Raw genomic sequence first — 24,559 nt, 5'->3', positions numbered from 1 at the left:
AGTCTACTCGGCGGCAGCTTCAGGGCGCACCTGACGCGGCAGCGGGAAGAACTCGTTCTCTTCCGCGGCCGAGACCGTCTCCACATGCAGCGTGTAGCGCTCGGCGAAGGCGTCCATGATCTCCTCGACGATCACTTCCGGCGCGGAGGCGCCCGCGGTGATGCCGAGGCTGGCGATGTTGCCGAACTTGCCCCAATCGATGTCGGTGGCACGCTGCGCCAGCACCGCGATCTTGCAGCCCTCGCGCTCGGCGACCTCGCGCAGACGCTGCGAGTTCGACGAATTGGGGGCACCGACAACGATGAGCGCGTCCACCACCGGCGCCACCTTCTTGACCGCGAGCTGGCGGTTGGTGGTGGCGTAGCAGATGTCTTCCTTGTGCGGCCCGTTGATGTTCGGGAAGCGCTCCTTGAGCAGTGCCACGATCTCCGCGGTGTCGTCGATCGACAGCGTGGTCTGGGTCACGAAGGCGAGATTGTCGGGGTCCTGCGGCGTGATGGTCTTGGCGTCCTCGGCAGTCTCGATCAGGGTCACGGCGCCAGGCGGAAGCTGGCCGAGCGTGCCGACCACCTCGGGATGGTGGGAATGGCCGATCAGGAAGATCTCCCGGCCGCGCTTGAAGTGGATCGCAGCCTCGCGGTGCACCTTGGTCACCAACGGGCAGGTCGCATCCAGCGAGAACAGATTGCGGGACTGGGCATCGGCCGGAACCGACTTCGGCACGCCGTGGGCCGAGAACACCACCGGAGCGGTGGTATTTTCCGGGATCTCCGCGAGCTCCTCGACGAAGATGGCGCCCTTCTTCTTCAACCCATCGACGACGTACTTGTTGTGCACAATCTCATGGCGAACATAGACGGGGGCGCCGTACTTATCGAGTGCCCGTTCCACGGTGTCGATCGCCCGGACCACCCCGGCACAGAAACCACGGGGAGAACAAAGCACGATCTTGAGGTCTGGTTTGGCTGACATTGAGCGATCTCGGGACCGAATCACCCGTTTCGCCTTCTGGCGGGGGGCGGTCGATGGATGGAATAGGGCTTAAAGCTGTCGGCTTGAACCTTACAGCAGTTCAAAGGGAATTGGGCCCCCTTTCAGGCGGTGTCAAGGCACTATCTATAGCAGAACCATTGCATGGCTACCCCCTCCGGGCTTATATAGCGCGAATTCCCTGTCATCGCTGATGACCACCGGTTTCGCCTCCAGAGGGGTGGGCGAAGCACAAAGGAGATTTGCCATGAGCAACGCACCTCTGATGCCCAAGGCGACCGCCGTCTGGCTGCTCGACAACACCGCGCTGACCTTCGACCAGGTCGCCGATTTCACCAAAATGCACCCCCTCGAGGTGCGCGCCATCGCCGACGGCGACGCCGCCCAGGGCATCAAGGGCATGGATCCCCTCTCCAACGGCCAGCTGACCCGCGAGGAGATCGAGAAGGGCGAGAACAACCCGGATTACCGGCTCCGCCTCCAGGAGAGCAAGGTGGTGCTGCCGCCCCAGCCCAAGCGCAAGGGACCGCGTTACACCCCGGTCTCGCGTCGCCACGAGCGTCCAAGCGCGATCCTCTGGCTGCTGCGCAACCATCCGGAGCTCAAGGACGCCCAGATCATGCGCCTGGTCGGCACCACCAAGAGCACGATCGCCAGCGTACGCGATCGTACCCACTGGAACACCTCGTCCCTGACCCCGATCGACCCCGTCACCCTCGGCCTCTGCTCGCAGATCGAGCTCGATTTCGAGGTACAGCGAGCCGCCAAGGAAAAGCCGATCGACGCAACCTATGGCGGTGCGACCCTGCTGCCGGCCTCCGAGACCACCCGCAAGGACGAGTACGAGCCCGCGGAGAAATCCAGCGACGATCTCAACGTCGACGCCGTGTTCGCCAAGCTGAAGACGCTCGGCGGCAAGAAGCAGGAGGAAGAGGAGTAACTCTCCTCTGTCGGTTCGCTTTCGAATCCGGTTTGAACGCGGCGGGCCGACCCGCCGCGTTTTTATTTGGGCTTGCGATCTAGATCGCGCCGATTGTCGGCGCGGGAGTCGTATGTGCGGCTCGCCGAACGGCGGATCACCCCAGCTCGATTGTGTCGTTGATCTCGTGGACGAGTCCGACGTTGTCGATCGTCAGCACCATCTTCGCGTTGAGTTTCTCGTGGCCCTTGATCCGGCCCGCCGCGATCGCGTCGCGCACGGCCTTCTCGATCTCGCGCTGCGAGGTGACACCGACTTGCTTCAGGAATTTACGCAGGCTGGTGTTGAACTGGTCTTCGTTCATGACGGCCTCGTAGGCTGGGGCGGCTCACGGCCGCGCGGGATGGTTCAGCATGTATTCGCCGAGATCGCGCTGGCGGCGGTCGGCGCGGGCGATGGCGGCATTGCGCTGGACGTCGCGGTCCTTGCGGCAGGCCACGTATTCCGGCGAGCCCTGGGCATAGCCCCGGCCCTGACAGACCGCGTCGTCGTCGTCGCCGCCCATCGCCACCGGCGTCTGGTAGCGTGCCGAGCAGGCGGAGAGAGCGATGGCGAGCAGCATAGCTGCAAGCAGGCGCGGCACGGTGGCAAGTGGCATACGAGGTCCCCTGTTGGCCGGCCCTGTTTAGCGCGGAATGCGGAGAATGTAAGTCCTTGGCCGCCGTTGCTCACGCGCTGTCATTCCCCGGGAATCCAGTACGCCGCAGCGGTCATTGGCTCACACAACAGCCGCGGAGTACTGGATCACCCGCTTTCGCGGGTGATGACAGCTGAGGTTGGAGGGACGGCCTCGCGCCTCACGCGTATGATGACCGCGGACTTCCTCACACCCGTCCCTTCAACGCCTCCCCGATCTCGTCGAGTGCCTTGGGATCTTCGATCGTCGCCGGCATGGTCCAGGATTCGCCATCGGCGATCTTCTTGATGGTGCCACGCAGGATCTTTCCGGAGCGCGTCTTGGGCAGACGGCCGACGGTGATGGCGAGCTTGAAGGCGGCGACCGGGCCGAGCTTGTCGCGCACCAGCGCGACGATCTCCTTCTCGATCTCGGCAGGCGGGCGCTTCACGCCGGCCTTGAGCACCAGGAAGCCACAGGGCACCTCGCCCTTGATCGCGTCCTTGACGCCGAGCACGGCGCATTCGGCGACGTCGGGATGCGAGGCCAAGATCTCCTCCATGCCGCCGGTGGAGAGCCGATGGCCGGCGACGTTGATGATGTCGTCGGTGCGGCCCATGACGAAGACATAGCCGTCCTCGTCCTTGTAGCCGGCATCAGAGGTCTTGTAGTAGCCGGGGAATTCGCTGAGGTATGCCTCCTTGAAGCGCTCGTCCTGATTCCACAGCGTCGGCAGGCAGCCCGGCGGCATCGGCAGCTTGATGACGATCGAGCCCATGGTGTTGGGCCCCACTGGCTTTGCCGCTTCATCGACGACATCGACCTGGTAGCCCGGCATCGGCACCGTCGGCGAGCCGTGCTTCACCGGCAGCATGCCGAGTCCGACCGGATTGCCGGCGATGCACCAGCCGGTCTCGGTCTGCCACCAATGGTCAATCACCGGCACGTTGAGCTGCTGCTCCGCCCATTCCACCGTCGGCGGATCGGCACGCTCGCCGGCGAGGAACAGCGTGCGGAATTTGGAGAGATCGTACCGCCGGATGAACGTTCCTTCGGGATCCTCTTTCCGGATCGCGCGGAACGCGGTCGGCGCGGTGAAGAAGGCCACCGCCTTGTGCTCGGAGATCACGCGCCAGAATGCGCCGGCATCGGGCGTGCCGACCGGCTTGCCCTCGTACATGATCGAGGTCGCGCCATGCAGCAGCGGCCCGTACACGATGTAGCTGTGGCCGACCACCCAGCCGATGTCGGAGCCGCACCACCAGACCTCACCCGGCTTGACGCCATAGAGGTTGAACATCGACCATTCCACCGCGACGAGATGACCGCCATTGTCGCGCACGACGCCCTTTGGCACGCCGGTCGTGCCGGAGGTATAGAGGATGTAGAGCGGATCGGTGGCCGCAACAGGCACGCAAGGTGCCTTCTTGCCGTCGTTCATCGCCTTGCGGCGCAGGCTTGCCCAGTCGTAGTCGCGGCTTGGCGTCATCTCACAGGTGAGCTGCGGACGCTGCAGCACGATGCAGGCTTTCGGCTGGCTGCCGGCAAGCCTGATCGCCTCGTCGAGCAGCGGCTTGTACTGCACGATGCGGCCGGGTTCGATGCCGCAGCTCGCGGAAAGGATGAGCTTCGGCTGCGCATCGTCGATCCGTGTGGCGAGTTCTTTCGCGGCAAAGCCGCCGAACACCACGGAGTGCACCGCGCCGAGCCGCGCGCAGGCGAGCATCGCGACCACCGCCTCCGGCACCATCGGCATGTAGAGAATGACGCGATCGCCCTTGCCGACACCGAATTCCTGCATGATGGCGGCGAGCGCCTGGACCTCGTTCAGCAGTTCGGCATAAGTGAGTTTGGTGACCGAATTGGTCAAGGGCGAATCATGGATCAGCGCGACCTGGTCGGCGCGGCCGCGTTCGACGTGGCGGTCGAGCGCGTTGTAGCAGGTGTTGACGATACCGCCGGCAAACCAGCGGCCATAGGGTCCTTGCGAGGGATCGAAGATCTTCTTCGGCGGCTCGATCCAGTCGATCTCCTTGGCCGCCTCGCCCCAAAAGCCTTCGGGATCGGCCAGCGAGCGCGCATGGACCTCATGATAACGGCTCTTTCCCTGGACGTTCATTTCGCGCTCCCGTTCCCTTTATGGCCTGGCCCCGACCCTTGTGGCAGGACTGGCGTCCCGCCATGACCAGGATCAATTGCTGGCCTTGTTTGATGGCTATTTTCCCGGGAACGGGCCGCGGTTCAAGCTGAAAAGGACGTGTCTTCCTCTCCCAGTTCTTACCGGAGGTTGTCGCAGATGCCTTCTTGGTGGCGGCCTGAACAAGCGCCTCGTCCTTCGAGACGACCGCTTCCAGCGGTCTCCTCAGGATGAGGCTAAGCAACGTTAGTGCCGGCTGAAATTGCTGCCGCGCACTCCGCCCTCATCCTGAGGGCTCGCCATCGGCGGGCGTCTCGAAGGATGGGCTGCGGGCGAGCCATCCGCCACGCTTCTTCATTGGCTATGCCATGATCTTACGAGAGGAAAGACCCCGCCTATCCCTCCATCGCATTCAGCCGCTGCAAGCGATCCTGCATGACCTTCTTCAGGTCATAGCCGGGGCGACGGAAGCTCGCATCGCGCGTGGCGAGGAAATCGCGCTGGGACTTGCGCAGGCCATCCGCCGAGCGCTTGCTCGCGGATTTCAGCACACGCTCGTAAGCCTCGGCGATCTGGCGGTCGAGCACCCCGAGCTGCGGATCGGCGCAGATCACCTTCTCGACCTCGCGCTTGGCGGAGGCGCAGTCGAACGACGGGTCGCTGGCGGCGGCGTTCAGCACACGGGGCGGCTCGCCGCCAAATTTTGCGATCTCGGCGATCATCGCGCGGCGGCCGCTCTGCGCGTTCTCATTGGCGGGATCGAGCCGCAACGCCGCCTCGTAATCGGCCAGGGCCTTCTTGCGCTCGCCCATCTTCTTGTAGAGCACGGCGCGGTTGTTGTAGGTCTTGGCAAAATTCGGATCGAGCTTCAGCGCGTCGTTGTAGTCCGACAGTGCAGCACCGAGTTCGCCCTTGAACTGGTAGGAGTCACCGCGGTTGGTCAGGAAGTTCACCCGCTGCTCGAGACGGATCGCCTGATCGTAATCGGCGATCGCCTTGTCATACTCCTTCATCGCGGCATAGGTGAGACCGCGGTTGTCGAAATACTCCGGCACCTTCGGATCGAGCCGGATCGCCTCGGTGTCGTCTGCGATCGCCTTGTCGAGCTCGCCGAGCTTCTTATAGGCGGCGCCGCGGTTGGTGTAGCTGCGCGCCCGGTTCGGATCGAGCCGCAGCGCCTCGCTGAGGTCGGCGACGGCCTTGTCATAGTCGCCGCGCAGATAGAAGGTCGCGCCGCGGTCGGACCAGGCCTGGGCGAAATCCGACCTCAGCTTGATGGCCTGGTCGTAATCTGAAATGGCGCGGTCGAAGCGATGCTGGTTGGTGTAGACCACGCCGCGCAGCTCGTAAGCTTCCGCATCCTGTGGATCGAGCTCGATCGCCTTGGTCAGATCTGCCGCGGCCCGGTTGAGGTCGCCGCCGGCTTCGCGCAGGAGGTTGCCGCGCACGCGCCAGGCCTTTGCGTTCTTGCCATCGAGCGCGATGGCGCGGTCCAGATCGCGTAGCGCCTGCGACTGGCCTCCGGAAGTTCGCGCATTGGCTTCGGCACGAGCGACGAGCGCCATGGCGCGTTCGGACACCGGATTGGCCGTCTGGTCGATGATGACGCTGCACGCAGAGATCAGCTCCGCGGGAGCAGCCTTGCTCCCCGGCACGCAATCTGTGCCGGCGGCAGCCGGACCGATGAGGGTCAGGCCCATAGCCGCGCCAAGGAAGAAGGCGCGAAGCGAGGTTTTGGCAAACGAGGACATTTGCGCGGAACGGGGCATGCCGCACATGGCTTTGGACTCCGTGACAGGGACTTTCCCCGTTGTCGCCGCCATCCAGCAACGGGTTCAAACGGCGCGCTCTCCCTCCCGCCGCGGTCCGGAAGGGCAGAGAGCGGCATCAATATCCGTCCACGCCGTTGATCTGTTGCAAGCGCTCCTGCATCGCCTTTTTCAGATCGTACCCCGGCCGCCCGAATTCGGCGTTGCGGTGGGCGACGAAGGCGTCCTGCTCGCGCTGGATCTTGCGTGCCTCCGTCGGGCTCCGGGCCTCGCGGAGGGCGCGCAGATGGGACCCATAGATTTCGCGGTCGAGATCGGCGAGCTCGCGATTGCCGCAGATCGTCTTCTCAACGGCGAGGGTCGCGCGGGCGCAGTTGAAGCTGGGCTTGCCGGCGACCGCCATCTGCGCGCCGATCCGCTCGAGCTCGCGCGCCATCGCCTTGTGATTGGCCCTGGCCTTCTCGTGGTTCGGATCGATCTTGAGCGCGGCACCGAAATCCTGCACCGCCTTCGGCTTGTCGCCCTTTTTCAGCCAGAGCTCGCCGCGGGCGTTGAAGATGTCCGCGAGCGTGGGATCGAGCAAAAGGGCGCGGGTGTCGTCGGCGATCGCGCGATCGATCTGGTCGTGCCGTGCCAGCAGCGCACCTCGCGCGATCAGCGCCTTGACCAGGTCCGCCTTCGTCGTCTTCTCGTTGTCGATCACGGCCGCGCAGGCGTAAGTCGCCTTGTCGACGTCGTCGGCCGCGCTGGCCGCGAGGCATGGCGCGATATCGACCTGCGTGATGGCCGCCGGCTCGCCGCCGGTCGCAGCATGAGCCGCGCCGGTCGGAAGCGCCGAGAGCACCGCGACAGCTGACCATGGGATGAGTTTTTGAAAACGCATGCTGTTGCAGTCGGAAGGTCTTGCTTCACTCTTGCGTTGGGGCCGCATTTTCCATCATACGGCCGGATCTGGTGTTAGCTTGTGGCGCCGCTCAAATCGATCTCGGGGACTGTCGTGTCGACATTCGAATGGATCATCGCGCTTCTGCTCGGCGCCGTTGGCTTATCGGCGCTGGCGCGGCGGATCAAGGTCCCCTATCCGACCTTCCTCGCCATCGGCGGCGCGCTGGTCGCCTTCGTGCCATCGAGCCCGTCCTGGGTGCTGGAGCCGGACCTCGCCTTGGCGCTTTTTGTCGCACCGGTCCTGCTCGATGCCGCCTTCGACACCTCGCTGCGCGATCTGCGCAACAACTGGGTTCCGGTCTCGACCCTGGTCGTCGCCGCGGTCGGCCTGACCACGGCCGGCGTGGCCTATGCCGCGCACCGGCTGATGCCTGACATGCCCTGGGCCGCCGCGGTCGCGCTCGGCGCCATCGTCGCGCCGCCGGACGCCGCGGCGGCGGTCGCGATCCTGAGCCAGGTGAAGCTGCCCCACCGCATGGTCAAGGTGCTGGAAGGCGAGAGCCTGCTCAACGACGCGACCGCGCTCCTGATCTATCGCATCGCGGTCGGCGCAGTTGCCACTCAGCACCTGACGTGGAGCCAGGTCGCTCCGACCATGGCGCTGGCGCTGGTCGGCAGCGTCATCGCCGGCCTGCTCGCGGGCCGAATCATTCCGCTGTTCATGGAACGGGTGACGGAGGCGCCGAGCGCCATCATCGTGCAGTTCGCCACCACCTTCCTGGTCTGGATCACCGCCGAGCATCTCGGCCTCTCCGGCATCCTCACCATCGTGGTCTATGCCATCACCGTCGCACGCACGGCGCCCGCGCGCATCCCGGCGCGGCTGCGGGTGCCCTCCTATGCGGTCTGGGAGACGATGGTATTCGTGCTCAACGTGCTCGCCTTCATGTTGATCGGCATGCAGATGCGGCCGATCTGGACGCGGCTCGACGCGGACGTGCGTTGGGAATATTGCGTGGCCGCCGCCTGGATCCTGCTCACGGTCATGCTGGTGCGCCTCGGCTGGGTGACGTTCTACCGCATGACCTTGCGTGTGCTGGTGGCGCAGGGGATCTATCATCCGAAGGACCCCGAGGCCGTCGCCTCGCCCAAGGGCGGCCTCATCATCTCCTGGTGCGGCATGCGCGGCCTCGTCACGCTCGCCACTGCCTTTGCCCTCCCTGAGAATTTTCCCTATCGCGACTTCGTCGTCTTCATTGCCTTTGCGGTGGTGCTTGGTTCGCTGGTGATCCAGGGCCTGACGCTGCGGCCGCTGATCCTCGCCTTCGACCTCAAGGACGATGATCCCGTCGGCATCGAGGTCGCCCGCGGGCGCGCCGTCGCCTATCGCGCCGCGCTCGATGCCATCGAGAGCGATCCGTCGGAGGAGGCGGAGATCCTGCGGCTCGAATATCGCGCCATCCTGATGCAGACCGAGACCGATCCGAACGGAGGCATTGCCAACGGCGAATTGCCCGCCGATCCCTTGCGCCGCCGCGCCATCGAAGCGGCGCGCAAGGCGATCTTCGATCTGCGCGCCACCGAGGTGATCGGCGACGATGCGTTTCATCGGCTCGAGGAGGAGCTCGATCGCGCAGAATTGAGCGCGGGGGGTTAAACCTCCGCTGTCGTCCCGGACAAGCGCGCCCAAAGCGCGCGCCGATTCGGGACCCATAGCCACGAAATTCTGTTTGGCGAAGACCCGGAGTTGCCAGCGAGCGATACAACTCCCTCTTGTGGCTATGGTCCCGGATCGGCGGCGCTTACGCTTGTCCGGGACGACACTGGAGGGTGGACGGGGAGGCGTTGAACCAAATCCCGCTTCCCCGGACTCACTCCTGATGACAACCCTGATCGACGACCGTCGTGTACGCGCGCGTGATGCGTCGCCTGCACGATATTTTTATCTCCACATGGCACTCGCCTGCGCGGCGACGGCTTTCCTCGGCTTCGCGCCGACCTATTGGGTGCCGCTGGCTCACCGGACATTCTCTGCAAGCCCGGTGATCCACTTTCACGGGCTCTTGTTCTTCACCTGGACGCTTTATTTCGTGCTCCAGACCTGGCTCGCGGCTTCCGGCCGCGTGGTCAACCACCGCTCGCTCGGCATTGCCGGCGTCTCGATCGCGACCGCGATGGTCATTTTTGGCTTCTTCGCATCCGTGACTTCGATGAAGAACGCCGCTGCCGTTGGCCAGGCCGATGCAGGCATCGCCTTCTCGATCGTGCCGCTCAGCGGCATCGCGCTCTTCGCGGTGGTGTTCGTGCTTGGGATCATGAATACGCGCAGGCCCGAGATCCACAAGCGCCTGATGCTGCTCGCCGCGGTCTCGATCCTCGACGCTGCGATTGCGCGCTGGTTCCTGACCTTCCTCGCACCTCCCGGACCGCCCGGCCCGCCGCCGGTACCCGTGACGATTGCGCCGGCTGTGGTCGCCGCCCTTCTGCTCGGCGTCGCCATGGTGCGCGACTGGCGCACCGAGGGCCGCGTGCATCCGGTCTACATCTGCGGCACACTCGCGCTTTTGGCGGTGAAGGTGCTGAACTGGCCGGTCAGCGAGACGGCAGCGTGGCACGCATTTGCCGGCGGGATTCTGGCGCTGGCGCAGTAACTCTGTAGCGGCAACACCAATGTGATCCCGTCACCCCTGGGGTGGCCGCTTCTTCAGCGGCCCTCGAAGAGCGACGGCCCGGCTGCACCGGGGCCGCTCATCCTTCGAGGCTCCCCGCGCGATGCTCTGCATCGCGCGCCTCGCACCTCAGGATGACGGAGCTAGTTGGGTTACGCCCCCGCCTTGCACGTGATCCCGCCATCGACCACGAGCTCGATGCCCGTCACATATTTCGACTCGTCCGAGGCCAGGAACAGCGCGGCGTTGGCGACGTCGAAGGCATCGCCCATGTGGCCCATCGGCACTTGCGCATCGCGTGCGCGCCACATCGCTTCGACGTCGCCCTTGGCGTAACTATTGGCGAGGCCTGCGGAGTGCTCGACCATCGGCGTTTTCATCAGGCCGGGCAGGATCGCGTTGACGCGGACATGATGGCGCGCGAACTCGATCGCCGTGGTGCGCGTCATCTGGTTCATCGCCGCCTTCGAGGTGCCGTAGGTGACGTAGGAGATGCCCATGTGGCGGATCGAGGCGATCGAGGAGATGTTGATGATCGAGCCGCCGCCCTGCTTCACCATCACGGGGATGACGTGCTTCATGGCCAGATAGGCGCTCTTGAGATTGACGCTGAAGACGCGGTCCCAGCTCTCCTCGCTTACCTCGACCACGCTGCCCATTTCGGCGATGCCGACATTGTTGTCGAGCACGTCGATGCGGCCATAGGCCTTCAGGCACGCCGCCACCATCGCCTCGATCTCACTGGCGCGCGAGACGTCGGCCGTGAACGCCATCGCCTTGCCGCCTTCTCCGGTGATGATCTTCGCGGTCTCCTCGGCCGCTGCACCATTGCGATCGACGCAAAACACCTGCGCGCCCTCGCGCGCGAAGGTCACTGCGGTCGCCTTGCCGTTGCCCCAACCGGGCCCGATCGAGCCGGCGCCCACCACCATCGCAACCTTGCCCTTGAGCCGATCCATCCTGTGTCTCCCGTGTTGTTCTTGTAGCCCGGATATCGTTGCGCTCATCCGGGCTGCGGTTCTACGGATCCTTGCAAACTCTCATCGTCGTGACGTTAGCACCGATCGGATGCCCGACAATCTCCGACAGTGTCCGGCACTTCCCGTCATGGCACAGCCGCCACTCTCCCGCCGCGCCCGAATTGCCCAGCACGACCTCCGGCATCCGCGGTCGCTGCGGCCGCCATTGAAACCAGCCGTCGACCAGCCTCGCCTCAGGCGGCGGCTCCATGCCGGGGCCGGTGCCCTTGACGCGCGCCTGCACCAGCTCGAGGCCGGCGGGCGTGACGCGCCAGTCTTCCTGCCAGTCGACCTTCGCGATCGAATGCGTCCATACGAGCGTGAACGCGGACAGCACCAGCGCCTTCACACCGACCGCCGTTGCGAAGCAGAGGCTCACACCGCCTCGACCGCTGCCGGCGGACGCTGCCGCCATTGCCACAGCACGAGCGCCGCAGCGAGCACGAAGCCCGCGGTGTCGCTGAACGGGAATTCGCCGAGCAGGCAGAACGCGGCGCCGAGCGCGACGAGGCGTTCGACAATCGTCAGCCGCGTGAACAGGAAGCCGATCGCGACCATGCCGAACAGCCCGATCGCCACCAGCGCCTTGACGGTCGCGAGCGCCACCGCCCCGTAGAAGCCGAGCTTTGCCGCCATGGGATCGCCGGCCTGGAGCATCAGGGCCGGCGAATAGACGAAGATGAAAGGGATGACGTAGCCGGCGAGCGCGATGCGCATCGCCTCCCAGCCGATCTTGTCCGGATTCTCCTTCGCGATCGGCGCCGCTGCCAGCGCGGCGAGCGCGACCGGCGGCGAGAGGTCGGCCATGATGCCGTAATAGAACGCGAACATGTGGCTCGCGATCAAGGGCACGCCGAGCTTCGCCAGCGCGGGCGCCGCGAGCGCGGCGGTGATGATGTAAGTCGGGATGGTCGGGATGCCGGTGCCGAGCAGGATCGACAGCAGCATGGTCATGACCAGCGCCAGGAACAGGCTCTTCTCGCCGAGCCCGATCACCCAGCTGCCGAAGATGGTGCCGACGCCGGTCTGCGACATCATGCCGATGATGACGCCGACGATGGCGCAGGCCATGCCGACGGTGATGGCCGACTTGGCGCTTTCGGCCAGCGCATCGCGGCACTCACGCAAGGCCTTGAAGCCGCCACGGATGAAGGCGGTGATCACGATTAGGCCAACGACGACGCTCGCCACCGGCACGATCTGGAGGCCGTCACGCGACAGCGCGGCAACGACCAGCGCAAGGCCGATCCAGAAAATATATCGGATCACCATCGACGAGGCGCCCGTCGTGATGGCGGTACCGAGGATCAACGTCACGGTCAACGCGAGGCCCATGCTGCCGGCATAGAGCGGCGTAAAGCCTTCGAACAGCATGTAGACCAGCGCTGCGAGCGGCAGCACGAGATACCAGCGCGTCACCAGCGCCTTCCAGGCGCTCGGGATCTCCGAGCGCTTCATGCCGACGAGCCCGTGCTTGCCGGCTTCGAGATGCACCATCCAGAACGCAGAGGCGAAATAGAGGATCGCAGGGATAGCGGCCGCTTTCACGATCTCCGAATATTGCACGCCGAGCGTCTCAGCCATGATGAAGGCGACCGCGCCCATCACTGGCGGCATGATCTGCCCGCCCATCGAGGCCGTCGCCTCGACGCCGGCCGCGAAGGCGCGGCGGTAGCCGAACTTGATCATCAGGGGGATGGTGAACTGGCCGACGGTGACGACATTGGCGACGCCCGAGCCGGAGATGGTGCCCATCATGCCCGAGGCAAACACCGCGACCTTGGCGGGTCCGCCGCGGGTGCGGCCGAACAGGCCGAGCGAGACGTCGGTGAACAGCTGGATCATACCGGCGCGCTCCAGGAACGAGCCGAACAGGATGAACAGGAAGATGTAGGTCGCCGAAACGTAGATCGGCACGCCGTAAAAACCTTCGGTGCCGAACGACAGATGCGTGACGATCTGGTCGAAATCATAGCCGCGATGGTTGAGCGGCGACGGCAGATACTGGCCGAAGAACCAATACAGCAGACAGGCGCCGCACATCAGCGGCAGCGCCGCGCCCATCAGCCGCCGCGTACCCTCGAAGATCAGCACGGCAAGCAGCGTGCCGACCACGAGATCGAGCCGGGTCGGATCGCCGTCGCGGGCGATCAGATCGGCGTAGAAGATCCACTGATAGAGCCCGCAGAGGAAGCCGGCGCCCCCGATCACCCAGCCGAGCGCGCGGCCAAAATGACTCTTCGCGGTGAAGTTGGCGATCAGGCCGAAGGTGAGCAGGATCAGGAAGCCGACATGGACGCCGCGCACCACCTGGCTCGGCAGATAGTTGAAGGCGGCGACATAGAGCTGGAAGCTCGCGAATGCGATGCCGATCCAGTAGGCGAGCTGGCCCCACCAGCCCGGGCCAAAGCCTTCGGGGAAGCCATGCTCGAAATTGTCGAACTCGACCTTGATGGGGGCCTCGTTGGCCTCTGCCTTTTCCAGCATTTCAAATCGTCCTCAGCCTGTCCGTGCCTGATAGCATTGGCACGGGCTCCAAAAACGTCATGCCCGGGAGAGTCCCGGGCATTCGCGATTTTCCTCTCCGTCATTCCCGGGCGGCCCATCAAAGGCGAACCCGGAAATCTCGAGATTCGGGGTTCGATGGTGCGCATCGCCCCGGAATGACTGACGAGAGTTACTCGATCAGCCCCTTTTCCTTGTAATAGCGGATCGCGCCGGGGTGCAGCGGAACCGGGCTACCGGTGGCGGCGGTCTCGAGCTTGATCTCCTTGCCGGCGGCGTGCGCGTTGGCGAGCTCCGGCAGCGACTCGTAAACCAGCTTGGTCATCTGATAGGCGAGATCGTCCGATACGGCGGAGCTCGTAACGAGATAATTGATTACGGCCGCAGTCGGGACGTCCTTGTCCTGGCCGGTATAGGTGTTGGCCGGAATGATCGCCGAGACGAAGGGCGGGCCGATCTTGTCGACGGTCTCCTTCGGCACCGAGACCACCGTGATCGGGCTCGAGGTCGACAGGTCCTTCAGCGAGGCGACGCCGAGCCCGGCCGATTGCAGTGTGGCGTTGAGCTGCCGGTTCTTCATGAGGTCGACGGATTCGGCGAACGGCAGATATTCGACCTTGCCGAGATCCTTGTAGCTCATGCCGGCGGCAGCGAGGATCGCGCGCGAGTTCAGCTCGGTGCCCGACTTCGGCGCGCCGACCGACAGGCTCTTACCCTTGAGGTCGGCGAGCGTCTTGATGCCGCTGTCGGCAGTCGCGACGATCTGGATGTAGTTAGGATAGATCGCGCCGATCACGCGCAGCTTGTCGAGCTTGGTCTTGAAGCCCGCCTCTTCCTCGCCGTCCCAGGCCGCTTTCAGCGAGTCGCCGAGCGTGAACGCCAGCTCGCCGCGGCCCTGCTGCAGCAGGATCAGGTTCTCGACCGACGCCTTGGTGGCCTGCACCTGCGTCTTCACGTTCGGAATCTTGTCGCCGTAGATCTTTCCGATCGCGACCCCCAGCGGATAGTAGACGCCCGAAGTGCCGCCGGTCAGCACGTTGATGAAGGATTGCGCCTGCGCGCAAGGTGCCGATGCCGCCAGAGCAAGAGCCGCGGCCACGCCGAAAATCGTTCGTTTCATGGTTGTTGTACTCCCCAAACCGGCGGCGAAATTGGCCGGATGAGGGGTGCGGGTCAACCCATCCAAAAGACAAAACAGGACTGCGGCAAGTGGCCGCTTTGGTTCGATTTTCGGGAACCAGCGGGTGCGGCGAGGTGGCGCAGTCAGGCGGTGGAGCGCGCCTCGCCCAGCTGGCAAGTGCTACTGGAACGTCATATCCAGGCACTTGGAGATGTCGGAGCCGAGACCGGAGGAGATGATGATGCAGCCGCGCACCTTCTGTGCGGTGACGTCGACGGCCCAGACCGAATAGCCGCCGGGGCCGAAGAACGAGTTGGTGTTCGGCGGCTCGGTCTCGGTGGCATCGAAGTCGTAGTGGCCGTCGGTCTCGAAGATGCGCGGCTTCTTGGTGCAGCCGCCGTCGGCCTGGACGTTGATGACCTCCTTGTTGTCGCGGGTCAGCGCCAGGGAGACCTGGCAGCGGAAATATTCCGAGGTCTTGGTGTTGAAGAGATAGGTGTAGGACTTGCAGGTCGCCGTGTTCAGCTTGCCCGGCGCAAGGCCGCGGCTGCACGAAATTCGCTGGTTGTGGCTGAGCTGGTAATCATCGGCCCGGGCTGCCGGCGCCAGCGCCGTCAGGGACACTAAAGCAGCCCAGCAAAGCTTGATCACATGGCGCATCCGAATCATCCCCACCAACAATTTTGTCGAGTTGCGTTCTAGACGGAAAGCGGAACATAGTCGCGAGGGGACGAAGGGAAAATCACAAGCTGCTGGGCAAGACGTGATGCGCTGTGGCGCTTTCGCAAATTGACCCGGACACATCGTTCGTGGTTTGTTCAAGCCTGGAATGTCCCGACCGTGGAGGATGGGATGACGACATTTTCAATCAAGACATTTGCAATCGTAGCCGCGCTCGGCGCATTCGCAGGGCCCGCATTGGCGCAAACGGGAGCGACGCCTTGGGAGCTCAAGCCCGATATAGGCTACGCCTACGACAAGGACGGCAAGACCTATTCCTACAAGATGGGCACCAGCAACGCCGGCGAGCTGCTGAAGGGCGCCAAGAAAGTGCCCAAGGGCACGCTGTTCTTCATCGGCCACAACGGCCAGCTCTACATGCGCACCGGACCGTATCTGGAGGGTGACGGCAAGTTCAAGTTCGGGCCGGATCAGTAGGGCTTGAGGCGGCGGGGCGACACAGCCGCCACACTCTCGGCGTCATCACCCGCGAAAGCGGGTGATCCGGTATTCCAGAGGCCGTTGTGCTTGAAGCGAGAGGCCGCGGCGTACTGGATGACCCGGTCAAGCCGGAGCATGACGGCGAGATGGGGTAGGACGGAGAGCTAAAACGCGCCCGCCAGCTCCCTTGCGCCGGCTTTGCTACTGTTCGAGTCCATCCGCTCATCCGTCACCGCGAGCAGCTTCGCCACCGTGTTGTGGCGGATCGCGACGGGGTTGCGCTCATAGCCGCCGCGCTGGAAGAAGTTCGAGGTCGGCACCTGCTCGCGCATCGCCTGCGGCATCGTCACCATGTCGAGGCCGGTGCCGTCGCCGGTGAGGTTCATCATCTCGAGCTCGGCCGCGGTGAGCGGACGGCTGTAGCCCTTGGCGCGGGCGAACAGCACCGAGGTCAGCAGCTTGTGGGTCTGCAGCATCGGTCCGATGTCGATGTCGAGCACCATCGCATGCATGGCCCAGCCCTGCGCAGTGTTGCCGATCTTCTCGTGCTCCGACCAGGTGTCGGGCACCGACTTCGCATGCCCCACCATCTTCTTGAGCACGGCGAGCTTGTGCTCGAGCGCCTGGCGCGCAGGTCCTGACGTTCGCGCCACCTTCTCCGAGAGCGCACGAATGAATTCATGCCCCTGCTCAGCAAGCAGCTCGACGCTGTTGGTGGTCAACAGCTGGTTGTAGCCTATTGCCGTCGAGATCGCGCGCTTGCCGCCATGCTCGATGCCCGCCTGCACGTCGTAACCGCCGGTGCCGCCGGTCTCGAACGAATAGACCCGCACCGCCTGCTCGCGCGTCAGCCCCGAGGCGAGCGCGTAGCGCGCATAGGCGCGCTTGAACTCGAGCTCGCTGGACGGGCGTTGCGGCGTGAACTGGTAGAGCTCCTGCGCCGCGCGCAGCAAATCGGCGACCACCGGAATGGGCTTCCGGGGCGGGCGTTCAGGCGCCTCCTCCGGCTCCGGGTTCACCGGACGCTTCGGCCCGGTATAGATCGGCGGATGCTCCAGCACGTAATCGTCGAGCGTGATCTGCTGTCCGCTGCGCCGCTTGGCATTGCGGGTCTTCCGCTTCTCCGAGATCTGGCTCCAATAGGCGCCGGCCTCGGCATCGAAGGCGGCGCGCGCGGCCTGATATTCGGCGAGCTTGCGGCGATATTCGAGCACCGCCGGCGAGGCCCCACCTTGCGCGAAAAACTGCGACAGCAGCTGGGCGTTGGCATTGCGAACGGCCGGCGGCAGCGTGTCGGCCTCGCCACCGCGCGCGGCCGGTGCGAGCAGCACGAACGCGAATGGAACCAGCGTCAGGACGCGTCGAATCGATATGTGATGCATGCTGCCCTCTTAGCAGGCATCCGGTAACCGTCACGTTAACGCGCCGTTTACCATCGTCACTTCCAGGCAAATATCGGCTGTTCCAGGTCGATGACGCGGGTGTGCCGGCCCGCCAGCACCTCGCGGAACTGGTAGATCAGCGCTGCCGTCGGGGCATGGATCAGGCTCATCTGGTGATGGAAGCGGATCACGCGGCGGCTGCTTTCGGGAATCGCGACGAAATCGAAAGCGTCCTCGCGTTCGATCGTGGCGAGCGCGATGCGATGAACCGACGCGACCTCGTCTGGGTTCGGTCTGATCGCGGCGCTATCGGCCGCCCAGACCACGACCGGCGTGATCAGATAGCCGGAACGCGTCGGGTAATCGTCCAGCGCACCGAGCACGTCCGCATCCGTGAGCCGAAGACCAAGCTCCTCGTCGAGTTCGCGCAACGCCGCTTCGACCGGGGTCTCGCCTGGATCGCAGCGGCCGCCGGGCAGCGCCCATTGACCGCGATGGGCGCGCAGATGCGATGCCCGCAGCGTGAGCAGCAGCGCAGTGTCGTCGCCCTCGCCCGCGGTCAGCGCAACCGCCACCGCGGCGCGCTTCAGCGTCGCCGGCGCGTCATCCCCCCGCAGGCGCGTGAAGGCTGCGCAGGCATCCGCGATATTCCGTCGTGTGGCATCGTCGAACGATCTCATGATGCTTGACTACACCACGTCCGCCCCCGATGAAATGAGCTCGCAAGGCCAAGGAACGGACGACGACATGACCAACAAGGCCGCCGCAAGGCTGAAATCCGACGGCTGGAGCATCCTGGAGACCACGGGCTTCCTGCACCTGATCGGCCCGTTGTGGGAGCGCAGGGTCGACGGTCATTACGAGTTCGCACTCGCCACCGAAGACAAGCACCAAAACCGCCGCGGCATGGTCCAGGGTGGCGTGATGATGACCTTCGCCGACCGCACCTGCGGCATGACCGCCCGCTATGTCTCCGGCAAGGAGTACATGGCGACGGTGCAGCTCGACACGCACTTCGTGGAAGCCGGCCAGATCGGCGACATCCTGATCTCTCGCCCGCGCGTGGTCCGCTCGACCCGCAGCCTGATCTTCATGAGCACCGAAGTGACGGTGGATAACCGCTGCATCGTGATGGCGAATGGCGTGTTCAAGATCTTGAAGGGGCCGGGGTAGCTGTTCGGTCAGGTTGCCACCGCCGCAACCACACACTCGTCGTCGTCCCCAACCTCGTCATTGCGAGCGCGGCGAGGCAATCCAGAATCCCTCCGCGGACACATTTCTGGATTGCCTCGCTGCGCTCGCAATGGCGACTGTAGCTGGCTATGCTGCCCTCCACCAATATCAAGGACCCGCCCATGCAATACCGCCAGCTCGGCCGCAGCGGCCTGAAAGTTTCGCCGATTTGTCTCGGCACCATGATGTTCGGCGGACCGACCGATGAAGCCACGTCACAACGCATCATCGACAAGGCGCACGCCGCCGGGATCAATTTCATCGACACCGCCGACGCCTATTCGAAAGGTGCATCCGAGGAAGTCGTCGGCCATGCCATCGCGAGCAAACGCCACGCCTGGATACTCGCGACGAAGCTCGCCAATCCCATGAACAACGAATTGGGCGATGATCCCAATCGCGGCGGGCTGTCGCGGCGCTGGGTGCTGCAGGCGGCTGACGAGAGCTTGAAGCGGCTCGGCACCGATCACATCGACATCTACTATCTGCACAAGGAAGATCATGCGACGCCGCTGGAGGAGACGGTCCGCGCGATGGGCGACCTGATCCGCGCCGGCAAGGTGCGCTATTTCGGCGTCTCGAACTACCGTGCCTGGCGCGTTGCCGAGATCTGCAACATCTGCGATCGGCTCGACATCGACCGGCCTGCGGTGAGCCAGCCTTACTATAACGCCATGAACCGCATGCCCGAGGTCGAGCACTTCCCGGCCTGTTCCTATTACGGCCTCGGTATCGTGCCCTATAGTCCCTTGGCGCGCGGCGTGCTCACCGGCAAGTACAGGCCCGATGCAGCTCCCGACAAGGAGACGCGCGCGGGCCGCAACGACACCCGCATGATGCAAACGGAATGGCGGCCGGAATCGCTTCACCTCGCGCAGGAGATCAAGACGCACGCGGAGACGAAGGGCATCACCGCCGGCCAGTTCGCAGTCGCCTGGGTGCTCAACTCCGCCTTCGTCTCGTCGGTGATCGCAGGTCCCCGCACCGAGGAGCAATGGGACGGCTACATCAGCGCACTCGATTATCGTTTCACCGCGGAGGATGAGGCGCTGATCGACCGGCTGGTGACGCCAGGCCATCCGTCGACGCCCGGCTATAACGACCCGGCCTATCCGATCGAGGGCCGCCGCGCGCGGACGGCGTGAGAACGGGAGACCACGATGGCGCTTGAAGACCGCTACGGCTTTCCGCTCTCCACCACCTCGCATGAGGCAGCAAGCGCCTATCGCGAGGGCGTCGATCTCATGCTTTCGGGGTGGACCGGCACGGCGGAGACGCTGGAGTGCGCGATCACGGCGGACCCGGACTTCGCGCTGGCCCATATCGCCCGCGGCCGCGTGCATGCTTTCTACCAGCAGGGCGATCTCGCGCGGCAGAAGGCGGCGCTCGCGCGCGAGCTCGTCGCCAAGCGCGGCGCCGAGCGCGAGCGCTCGCATGTCGAGACGCTGGCGCTCGCGATCGAGGGCCGGCTGCCGGAGGCGATCGCATCGACGCTGAAGCACGTCGACGCATGGCCCCGCGACGCCGTGGTGCTGTCGCTGCCGCTCGGCGCGTTCGGCCTGTTCGCCTTCTCCGGCATGGCCGACCACGATCGGGCCCGGCACGAGCTCTGCGAGCGCGTCGCGCAGCATTACGGCGAGGACTGGTGGTTCCTCACCATGTCCGGTTGGGCGATGACGGAGAATGGCGACGTCGCGCGCGGCCGCGCCGTCACCGAGCGCGGCTTCAATCTGCGCCGGGCCAACGCCCACGCTGCACATGCGGTCCTGCACGCGATGTTCGAGGATGGATCGATCGACGCGGCCGATCGTCTCGTCGACGACTGGATTCCGACTTACGACCGCGCCGGAATCCTGCACGGCCATATCCGCTGGCATCAGGCGCTCGGCGCGCTCGAACATGGCGACGCCGCACGGGCGCTTGCGATCTATGCCGACGTGCTTCAGCCCACCGCGACGCGGGCGCCGCCACTCAACGTCATCACCGACAGCGCCTCCCTGCTCTGGCGCCTGTCGGCTTACGGTCATACCGTGCCGCAGGCGCTGTGGCGCGAGGCCGACGCCGCGGCGCAAAAGCTGTTTCCGAAGTCGAGCCTGTCCTTTGCCGACGTCCACATGGCGCTGTTCGCGGCCGCCACGCAGAACCGCGAGGCGCTGGCCGCGCGCCTTGCGGTGATCGAGCAGCGGCTCGCTGACGGTAAGCTGCCGGCCGGCCCCGTGGTGCCGGCGATCTTCCGGGCGCTCGCGGCTTTCGTCGATGAGGATTACGGGACTTGCGTGCAGATGCTCGCGCCGCTCCTCGGCGAGGTCGTGCGCATCGGCGGCAGCCATGCCCAACGCGAGCTGATCGAGGATACCTTTATCGTCGCGCTCATGCGCAGCGGTGAGCTGCCCCGCGCCCGTGCCGTGCTGGACGCCCGTCTGCACCGCCGGCCGTCCCTGCGCGATAAGCGCTGGCAGGGGGCGATAGGCTAGCTCCGCCACGAAAAAAACACCGCTCTGATGGCAGGTGCCTCTTGGGACGGATTGGGCGATTTGGACGAATCGCTGTCGGGGTGACAAGGTGGTATTCCAGACGGGACTTGCAGAACAAACGAGATCGCAACCAATTTGCGATACGATCGTTATGGTGCGGAACCTTTCCGCCGCCACGGCCCTCTGGCACACGAGCCCGACGATGCGCCTCTGCCGACCGGTCCTCGCCGCTTTGACCGTGGCTCTGGCAAGTCCTTGTTTTGCCGAGACTTCCAAACCCATTCCGCTCGACAATCCGCAGTTGCAGCAGAACGCCTTCATCGATCTGCTGGCGCTGATGTCCGGCCACTGCAAGACGTTGAGGGTCGCAGGCCGCACCTTCCCGTGCAAGACAGTGGCCTATGCCCACGGCGACAAGGGCCGGGTCAATTTCGCGGTCGCGGTCGACGATCCCAGCGACGACAGCCACGTCGTGTCGTTCTCGGGCGAGAACGGCAAGCGCGCCGACGACAATTCTTACGAGCTGCCGATCGACCGCATGCTGCTCAACTCCAAGGACCGCCCGAGGGTCGACGGCCTGCCGGTGCCGGCCGAGCAGACCTCCACCGGCATCTGCCGCCAGACCGGCAATTTCGCCGCCAGGAAGGTGCACGACGTCACCTGCTCGGCGACCGACAGCGATGGCCGGACCTACGAGCTCCTATTCGTCTCCGACGGCACGCCGGTCAGCGTGCGCCGCATTCGCCAGTCGGCACCGTCGATCCAGGACCCGTTCAAGTAGCTCAGATCACGGCGAGTGACCGTGCCCTGGAGTGCGCAGGGTTCTCCACGTTGAACGCGACCATCTCCTCGCGCTGAGGCCGGGATGTTCGAGCGAGGGAATGCTCGAGAGCAGATCCCAGGTGCATTCGTAATGGTCGGTGGTGAGCATGCGCCCGCCGCGGAGCGAGTAGGCGCCGTTCGCGAGCTGCGTGCCATTCGAAGCTGCCGCCGACCAGCGGCTGCGCCTCCTAGATCGCGATGTCGTGCCCCGACAGCTGCGCATCGCGAACGAGGAACGCCGCGCCCGCGAGCGATCCAATGCCACCGCCGATGAAATACGGCTTCATGACCTGCCTCGACGTCCCGTTCGAATGTCGCGGCGACATTGCATCGCGCGGCGCGCGGTCAAAGTTGCGCTTGATCAAGGGCAGGCTGCCTGTAGATCACTTGAGTTGAGCCGATTGACTGATTGGCCTCGCCATGGCGTCCTTTCACGACGTCAGTGATTCCCCGGTGACATCGCGGCCAAGCTTCGGAACGACCCATGACGCGCGACCGCCTGTTTCTGCTGCAGCCCGGTTTCGAGGATCCGGCTTTTCCCGGCCAAAGCTTCTATTGCTGGCACTGCGCGCTGATCGAGGGCGTGCTGGCCTCGTTTCCACAGCTCGCCGAAAAGCTCGATGTCGAACGAATCCCCTGGCCACGGCCTCGGCAAGCCGTGATTGCGCTGGTCGGCGAGGAGAACCAATCGCTGCCCCTGCTCGTGCTCGCGACTGGGGCGACGTCGCCGCACCAGACCGGCAGCCACCAGGGCCGCGCCTTCATCGCCGACAAGGACGCAATCCTCGCCGCGCTCTCCGAGCGCCACGGCTTTCCCGATCCGCATCCGTGAGAGTGTGCGCGAAAATTTGCGTGCTCACTCCCGTGTCGCGGACGCGCTGCAGCGTTCCTTGCGCTGCTGCGCAGAGCCGGGACCCACGCAGCCGACACACCAGGAACATGGGCCCCGGCTCAGCATCGCATCATCTAGGAGACGCTGCGCTGCGTTCGGGGCACAAGTCCGCAGCCGACGCATCGTCATGCGAAGATAGAACGCGCGGCATTCGAACATTCACAGACGTTAACGCGTGTTGATCGGACCTCACATCTGCGTCGTTTCGACGCCCGCACTGGCGGGAACACGCTGGATGCTCATCTGTTGTCACACGACATTCAACTGGAGTGATGACATGAAATATCTCATTGTCGCGATGGCCGTCGGCGCTGCGGCGCTTACTGGCGGATCGGCGGCGAACGCAGCCGGTGGCACGAGCGCCAGGCAGACCGCGCAGGAAAGCCAGTCCACCGACATCAGCGCACAGCGCAGGCACCATCGCTGGCATGGTCACCACCATCATTGGCGTCCTCATCACGGCTATTACCGGCCCTATTACAGAAGCTACGGCTATTACCCGCGCCACGGCTATTACGGCGGCGGCCCCTATGGGTACTACGGCGGCGGTCCCGGCGTGACGTTCAGCTTCGGCGGCGGACGCTGGTAAGACGCAAGCGGCCCGCAGAGATGCGGGCCTCTTTTGCTATCCCTGCAAGATCATCCCCGCCGTCTCCAGGCCACTCGCGAGCGCCGCCTCGACCGTGCCCATGTCGCGGCCGCGATAGAGTGCTTCGCCGGAAAACAGCACCCGCCCGCCTGCACGCGAGAGGATCGCTTGTGCCTCGCGCGTCCGCGGCGTCGCCCACGAATAGGCGCCGCGCGCGAAGCGATCATGCGCCCAGTTGGCCGCAGCTCCGGCCACCAGCTGGCGCGCGATGTCATCGCGCGGCAGGCTGAAGACGGCGGCGAGCGAGCCAAGCCCGGCCTCGATCAGGCCTTGCGGATCGAGGCTTTCCAGCTCCATCGTGCGCGGACCGCCGAACCAGCCCGTAAGCACGGCATGCTGGCTCGGATATTGCGTCCACCACACCGGGATCGCCTGGTCCGACAGCAGGAAGGTCATGTCCGCAAGGTCTTCCTTGCGCTCGCGCCACCATGGCCGTGCGAAGCGCAGTACGATCTTGATGACATTGCCAAAGCCGATGTCGTCGGCAGCAGCAAGCTTCGCGCGCGCCCCCGCCGGCAGCGCGATCTCGCGCAGCAGCGGCAGCGGCACGGTGAGGATCACGCGATCGCAGGCATGCACATCGCCGCCGGCGCATCGAACGGCTACCGCGCCGCCCTCCTCCGCAATGGCCGATACGACGCAACCGAGACGGATAGTCACGCCGTGCCTGCGGCAGTCGGCGGCCAGCACGTCGATCATCGCGCCGTATCCACCATCGATGCGCGCCTGGGGAGCGTGTCCGCCATCCATCCATTCCGCGCGCAGCGCTAGCGTTGACGCGCGCTCAGGATCGGCCGCGTCATACCCCTCGACCATCCGTTCGATCGAATGGCGCATCGACGCGTACTCGTCCCCGGAAAAATGCCGGCGCAGGAAGTCGGCGACCGTGAGGTCGTCCTTCAAGTCCCCTAGCACGGCCTGAAGCTCCGCTTCGTGAGGATCGAGGCGATCCTCGCGCGAAAGCTTCGTCCCGTCAAAGCTCCACTGTTCGCCTTCGATCTCCTGAAGCGACAGCGCGGCCTCGCGCAGGAGTGCGCGCGTGACCGGCGCCTCGCCATGAACGAACTCGGCGCCGCCATCGGCGGGATAGCCGAACTCGGAGACCGGTAGCGGATGAATGCGACCGCCACAGCGCTGGCGCGCTTCCAGGATCGTCACCTTGCGGCCGGCACGCGCCAGCTCGCGCGCCGCCATCAGGCCGGCCGCGCCCGCGCCGACGATCACGATGTGCTCGGATGTATCGGACATGGCCGCGCC

Annotated in this window: 26 protein-coding genes; 10 read left to right on the top strand and 16 right to left on the bottom strand. The window is 65.0% G+C overall.

Features of this window, described 5'->3' with window-relative positions; genetic code table 11:
- Positions 1–3: 3 nt before the first annotated feature.
- A complete protein-coding gene (gene ispH, locus P6U28_RS35290) occupies positions 4–972 on the bottom strand; it encodes a 4-hydroxy-3-methylbut-2-enyl diphosphate reductase (protein WP_122405903.1) in 969 nt (322 codons plus the stop codon).
- A 265-nt stretch (positions 973–1,237) separates the two neighbouring features.
- Between ispH and P6U28_RS35285 the strand changes: the two genes are divergently transcribed.
- Complete coding sequence (locus P6U28_RS35285) at positions 1,238–1,930, top strand: DUF1013 domain-containing protein (RefSeq protein ID WP_164936786.1); 693 nt, start codon at positions 1,238–1,240, stop codon at positions 1,928–1,930.
- Positions 1,931–2,066: 136 nt separating this feature from the next.
- On the opposite strand, the gene P6U28_RS35280 is transcribed toward P6U28_RS35285, so the two are convergent.
- The 5 genes from P6U28_RS35280 to P6U28_RS35260 all read right to left on the bottom strand — a co-directional run bounded on the left by P6U28_RS35280 (position 2,067) and on the right by P6U28_RS35260 (position 7,374).
- Positions 2,067–2,273 carry a DUF6494 family protein gene (locus tag P6U28_RS35280; protein ID WP_027575415.1) on the bottom strand — a complete coding sequence of 69 codons (207 nt, stop codon included), beginning with the start codon at positions 2,271–2,273 and terminating at the stop codon, positions 2,067–2,069.
- A 24-nt stretch (positions 2,274–2,297) separates the two neighbouring features.
- Positions 2,298–2,567 carry a hypothetical protein gene (locus tag P6U28_RS35275; RefSeq protein WP_407120679.1) on the bottom strand — a complete coding sequence of 90 codons (270 nt, stop codon included), beginning with the start codon at positions 2,565–2,567 and terminating at the stop codon, positions 2,298–2,300.
- A 226-nt stretch (positions 2,568–2,793) separates the two neighbouring features.
- Entirely contained in the window at positions 2,794–4,704 is a 1,911-nt protein-coding gene (locus P6U28_RS35270) for a propionyl-CoA synthetase (RefSeq protein WP_407120678.1), read from the bottom strand.
- A 413-nt stretch (positions 4,705–5,117) separates the two neighbouring features.
- Positions 5,118–6,500 (bottom strand): tetratricopeptide repeat protein, encoded by a 1,383-nt coding sequence (locus tag P6U28_RS35265; RefSeq protein ID WP_209295505.1) that lies wholly within the window; start codon positions 6,498–6,500, stop codon positions 5,118–5,120.
- Between the two features lie 109 nt (positions 6,501–6,609).
- Entirely contained in the window at positions 6,610–7,374 is a 765-nt protein-coding gene (locus P6U28_RS35260) for a tetratricopeptide repeat protein (RefSeq protein ID WP_407120677.1), read from the bottom strand.
- Positions 7,375–7,455: 81 nt separating this feature from the next.
- Here P6U28_RS35260 and P6U28_RS35255 point away from each other — a divergent pair, with 81 nt between their 5' ends.
- Positions 7,456–9,033 carry a sodium:proton antiporter gene (locus tag P6U28_RS35255; RefSeq protein ID WP_129142784.1) on the top strand — a complete coding sequence of 526 codons (1,578 nt, stop codon included), beginning with the start codon at positions 7,456–7,458 and terminating at the stop codon, positions 9,031–9,033.
- A 223-nt stretch (positions 9,034–9,256) separates the two neighbouring features.
- Positions 9,257–10,027: a hypothetical protein gene (locus P6U28_RS35250; RefSeq protein WP_407120676.1), complete on the top strand. Its 771-nt coding sequence runs from the start codon at positions 9,257–9,259 to the stop codon at positions 10,025–10,027.
- 170 nt (positions 10,028–10,197) lie between these two features.
- On the opposite strand, the gene P6U28_RS35245 is transcribed toward P6U28_RS35250, so the two are convergent.
- From P6U28_RS35245 to P6U28_RS35225, 5 genes are all read right to left on the bottom strand, one after another.
- The gene (locus P6U28_RS35245) at positions 10,198–11,004 is read right to left on the bottom strand and encodes an SDR family NAD(P)-dependent oxidoreductase (protein WP_122405911.1); all 807 of its coding nucleotides are present in this window, start codon (positions 11,002–11,004) and stop codon (positions 10,198–10,200) included.
- Between the two features lie 61 nt (positions 11,005–11,065).
- The gene (locus tag P6U28_RS35240; protein ID WP_129142786.1) at positions 11,066–11,479 is read right to left on the bottom strand and encodes a DUF1850 domain-containing protein; all 414 of its coding nucleotides are present in this window, start codon (positions 11,477–11,479) and stop codon (positions 11,066–11,068) included.
- Entirely contained in the window at positions 11,440–13,551 is a 2,112-nt protein-coding gene (locus P6U28_RS35235; protein ID WP_209295504.1) for a TRAP transporter permease, read from the bottom strand. The genes P6U28_RS35240 and P6U28_RS35235 overlap by 40 nt, the downstream gene beginning before the upstream one ends.
- Positions 13,552–13,741: 190 nt before the next feature.
- The gene (locus tag P6U28_RS35230; RefSeq protein ID WP_209295503.1) at positions 13,742–14,689 is read right to left on the bottom strand and encodes a TAXI family TRAP transporter solute-binding subunit; all 948 of its coding nucleotides are present in this window, start codon (positions 14,687–14,689) and stop codon (positions 13,742–13,744) included.
- 180 nt (positions 14,690–14,869) lie between these two features.
- Positions 14,870–15,349, bottom strand: coding sequence for a hypothetical protein (locus P6U28_RS35225; protein ID WP_162500481.1), 480 nt, complete (start codon positions 15,347–15,349; stop codon positions 14,870–14,872).
- A gap of 192 nt (positions 15,350–15,541) precedes the next feature.
- On the opposite strand from P6U28_RS35225, the gene P6U28_RS35220 reads away from it, so the two are divergent.
- Positions 15,542–15,847, top strand: coding sequence for a hypothetical protein (locus P6U28_RS35220; RefSeq protein ID WP_407120675.1), 306 nt, complete (start codon positions 15,542–15,544; stop codon positions 15,845–15,847).
- A gap of 167 nt (positions 15,848–16,014) precedes the next feature.
- On the opposite strand, the gene P6U28_RS35215 is transcribed toward P6U28_RS35220, so the two are convergent.
- Together P6U28_RS35215 and P6U28_RS35210 are read right to left on the bottom strand one after the other, a co-directional pair.
- Positions 16,015–17,232: a hypothetical protein gene (locus P6U28_RS35215; protein WP_129142789.1), complete on the bottom strand. Its 1,218-nt coding sequence runs from the start codon at positions 17,230–17,232 to the stop codon at positions 16,015–16,017.
- Positions 17,233–17,288: 56 nt separating this feature from the next.
- Complete coding sequence (locus tag P6U28_RS35210) at positions 17,289–17,915, bottom strand: CoA pyrophosphatase (RefSeq protein ID WP_129142790.1); 627 nt, start codon at positions 17,913–17,915, stop codon at positions 17,289–17,291.
- A gap of 64 nt (positions 17,916–17,979) precedes the next feature.
- Here P6U28_RS35210 and P6U28_RS35205 point away from each other — a divergent pair, with 64 nt between their 5' ends.
- The 4 genes from P6U28_RS35205 (at position 17,980) to P6U28_RS35190 (ending at position 21,720) form a co-directional block, all read left to right on the top strand.
- Positions 17,980–18,405 carry a PaaI family thioesterase gene (locus P6U28_RS35205; RefSeq protein WP_209295502.1) on the top strand — a complete coding sequence of 142 codons (426 nt, stop codon included), beginning with the start codon at positions 17,980–17,982 and terminating at the stop codon, positions 18,403–18,405.
- A gap of 182 nt (positions 18,406–18,587) precedes the next feature.
- Entirely contained in the window at positions 18,588–19,610 is a 1,023-nt protein-coding gene (locus tag P6U28_RS35200) for an aldo/keto reductase (RefSeq protein WP_209295501.1), read from the top strand.
- 15 nt (positions 19,611–19,625) lie between these two features.
- Positions 19,626–20,939, top strand: coding sequence for a tetratricopeptide repeat protein (locus P6U28_RS35195; RefSeq protein WP_407120674.1), 1,314 nt, complete (start codon positions 19,626–19,628; stop codon positions 20,937–20,939).
- A 202-nt stretch (positions 20,940–21,141) separates the two neighbouring features.
- The gene (locus P6U28_RS35190) at positions 21,142–21,720 is read left to right on the top strand and encodes a hypothetical protein (RefSeq protein WP_122406959.1); all 579 of its coding nucleotides are present in this window, start codon (positions 21,142–21,144) and stop codon (positions 21,718–21,720) included.
- 6 nt (positions 21,721–21,726) lie between these two features.
- Here the strand turns inward: P6U28_RS35190 and P6U28_RS35185 are convergent, their stop codons facing one another.
- On the bottom strand, positions 21,727–21,870 hold the full coding sequence (locus tag P6U28_RS35185) for a hypothetical protein (protein ID WP_283810432.1): 144 nt from the start codon (positions 21,868–21,870) through the stop codon (positions 21,727–21,729).
- 79 nt (positions 21,871–21,949) lie between these two features.
- A complete protein-coding gene (locus tag P6U28_RS35180; protein WP_283810433.1) occupies positions 21,950–22,048 on the bottom strand; it encodes an oleate hydratase in 99 nt (32 codons plus the stop codon).
- Between the two features lie 197 nt (positions 22,049–22,245).
- Here P6U28_RS35180 and P6U28_RS35175 point away from each other — a divergent pair, with 197 nt between their 5' ends.
- Together P6U28_RS35175 and P6U28_RS35170 are read left to right on the top strand one after the other, a co-directional pair.
- The gene (locus P6U28_RS35175) at positions 22,246–22,593 is read left to right on the top strand and encodes a DUF3088 domain-containing protein (protein WP_122405919.1); all 348 of its coding nucleotides are present in this window, start codon (positions 22,246–22,248) and stop codon (positions 22,591–22,593) included.
- 337 nt (positions 22,594–22,930) lie between these two features.
- Positions 22,931–23,242, top strand: a complete 312-nt coding sequence (locus P6U28_RS35170) for a hypothetical protein (RefSeq protein WP_164936791.1) — start codon at positions 22,931–22,933, stop codon at positions 23,240–23,242.
- 36 nt (positions 23,243–23,278) lie between these two features.
- Here the strand turns inward: P6U28_RS35170 and P6U28_RS35165 are convergent, their stop codons facing one another.
- Entirely contained in the window at positions 23,279–24,550 is a 1,272-nt protein-coding gene (locus P6U28_RS35165; protein WP_129142793.1) for an NAD(P)/FAD-dependent oxidoreductase, read from the bottom strand.
- Between the last annotated feature and the right edge of the window lie 9 nt (positions 24,551–24,559).

It is taken from the genome of Bradyrhizobium sp. STM 3561, from assembly GCF_045571455.1.
Lineage (GTDB): Bacteria > Pseudomonadota > Alphaproteobacteria > Rhizobiales > Xanthobacteraceae > Bradyrhizobium > Bradyrhizobium vignae.
The sequence above is the reverse complement of the archived record's forward strand: the minus strand, read 5'-3'. Positions and strand labels throughout refer to the sequence as shown.

Bases quoted from the DNA above. Each gene is read 5' to 3' on its own strand.
- ispH (WP_122405903.1), bottom strand. From the start codon at position 972: ATGTCAGCCAAACCAGACCTCAAGATCGTGCTTTGTTCTCCCCGTGGT.
- P6U28_RS35285 (WP_164936786.1), top strand. From the start codon at position 1,238: ATGAGCAACGCACCTCTGATGCCCAAGGCGACCGCCGTCTGGCTGCTC.
- P6U28_RS35280 (WP_027575415.1), bottom strand. From the start codon at position 2,273: ATGAACGAAGACCAGTTCAACACCAGCCTGCGTAAATTCCTGAAGCAA.
- P6U28_RS35275 (WP_407120679.1), bottom strand. From the start codon at position 2,567: ATGCCACTTGCCACCGTGCCGCGCCTGCTTGCAGCTATGCTGCTCGCC.
- P6U28_RS35270 (WP_407120678.1), bottom strand. From the start codon at position 4,704: ATGAACGTCCAGGGAAAGAGCCGTTATCATGAGGTCCATGCGCGCTCG.
- P6U28_RS35265 (WP_209295505.1), bottom strand. From the start codon at position 6,500: ATGTGCGGCATGCCCCGTTCCGCGCAAATGTCCTCGTTTGCCAAAACC.
- P6U28_RS35260 (WP_407120677.1), bottom strand. From the start codon at position 7,374: ATGCGTTTTCAAAAACTCATCCCATGGTCAGCTGTCGCGGTGCTCTCG.
- P6U28_RS35250 (WP_407120676.1), top strand. From the start codon at position 9,257: ATGACAACCCTGATCGACGACCGTCGTGTACGCGCGCGTGATGCGTCG.
- P6U28_RS35245 (WP_122405911.1), bottom strand. From the start codon at position 11,004: ATGGATCGGCTCAAGGGCAAGGTTGCGATGGTGGTGGGCGCCGGCTCG.
- P6U28_RS35240 (WP_129142786.1), bottom strand. From the start codon at position 11,479: ATGGCGGCAGCGTCCGCCGGCAGCGGTCGAGGCGGTGTGAGCCTCTGC.
- P6U28_RS35235 (WP_209295504.1), bottom strand. From the start codon at position 13,551: ATGCTGGAAAAGGCAGAGGCCAACGAGGCCCCCATCAAGGTCGAGTTC.
- P6U28_RS35230 (WP_209295503.1), bottom strand. From the start codon at position 14,689: ATGAAACGAACGATTTTCGGCGTGGCCGCGGCTCTTGCTCTGGCGGCA.
- P6U28_RS35225 (WP_162500481.1), bottom strand. From the start codon at position 15,349: ATGCGCCATGTGATCAAGCTTTGCTGGGCTGCTTTAGTGTCCCTGACG.
- P6U28_RS35220 (WP_407120675.1), top strand. From the start codon at position 15,542: ATGACGACATTTTCAATCAAGACATTTGCAATCGTAGCCGCGCTCGGC.
- P6U28_RS35215 (WP_129142789.1), bottom strand. From the start codon at position 17,232: ATGCATCACATATCGATTCGACGCGTCCTGACGCTGGTTCCATTCGCG.
- P6U28_RS35205 (WP_209295502.1), top strand. From the start codon at position 17,980: ATGACCAACAAGGCCGCCGCAAGGCTGAAATCCGACGGCTGGAGCATC.
- P6U28_RS35200 (WP_209295501.1), top strand. From the start codon at position 18,588: ATGCAATACCGCCAGCTCGGCCGCAGCGGCCTGAAAGTTTCGCCGATT.
- P6U28_RS35195 (WP_407120674.1), top strand. From the start codon at position 19,626: ATGGCGCTTGAAGACCGCTACGGCTTTCCGCTCTCCACCACCTCGCAT.
- P6U28_RS35190 (WP_122406959.1), top strand. From the start codon at position 21,142: ATGCGCCTCTGCCGACCGGTCCTCGCCGCTTTGACCGTGGCTCTGGCA.
- P6U28_RS35185 (WP_283810432.1), bottom strand. From the start codon at position 21,870: ATGCTCACCACCGACCATTACGAATGCACCTGGGATCTGCTCTCGAGC.
- P6U28_RS35180 (WP_283810433.1), bottom strand. From the start codon at position 22,048: ATGAAGCCGTATTTCATCGGCGGTGGCATTGGATCGCTCGCGGGCGCG.
- P6U28_RS35175 (WP_122405919.1), top strand. From the start codon at position 22,246: ATGACGCGCGACCGCCTGTTTCTGCTGCAGCCCGGTTTCGAGGATCCG.
- P6U28_RS35170 (WP_164936791.1), top strand. From the start codon at position 22,931: ATGAAATATCTCATTGTCGCGATGGCCGTCGGCGCTGCGGCGCTTACT.
- P6U28_RS35165 (WP_129142793.1), bottom strand. From the start codon at position 24,550: ATGTCCGATACATCCGAGCACATCGTGATCGTCGGCGCGGGCGCGGCC.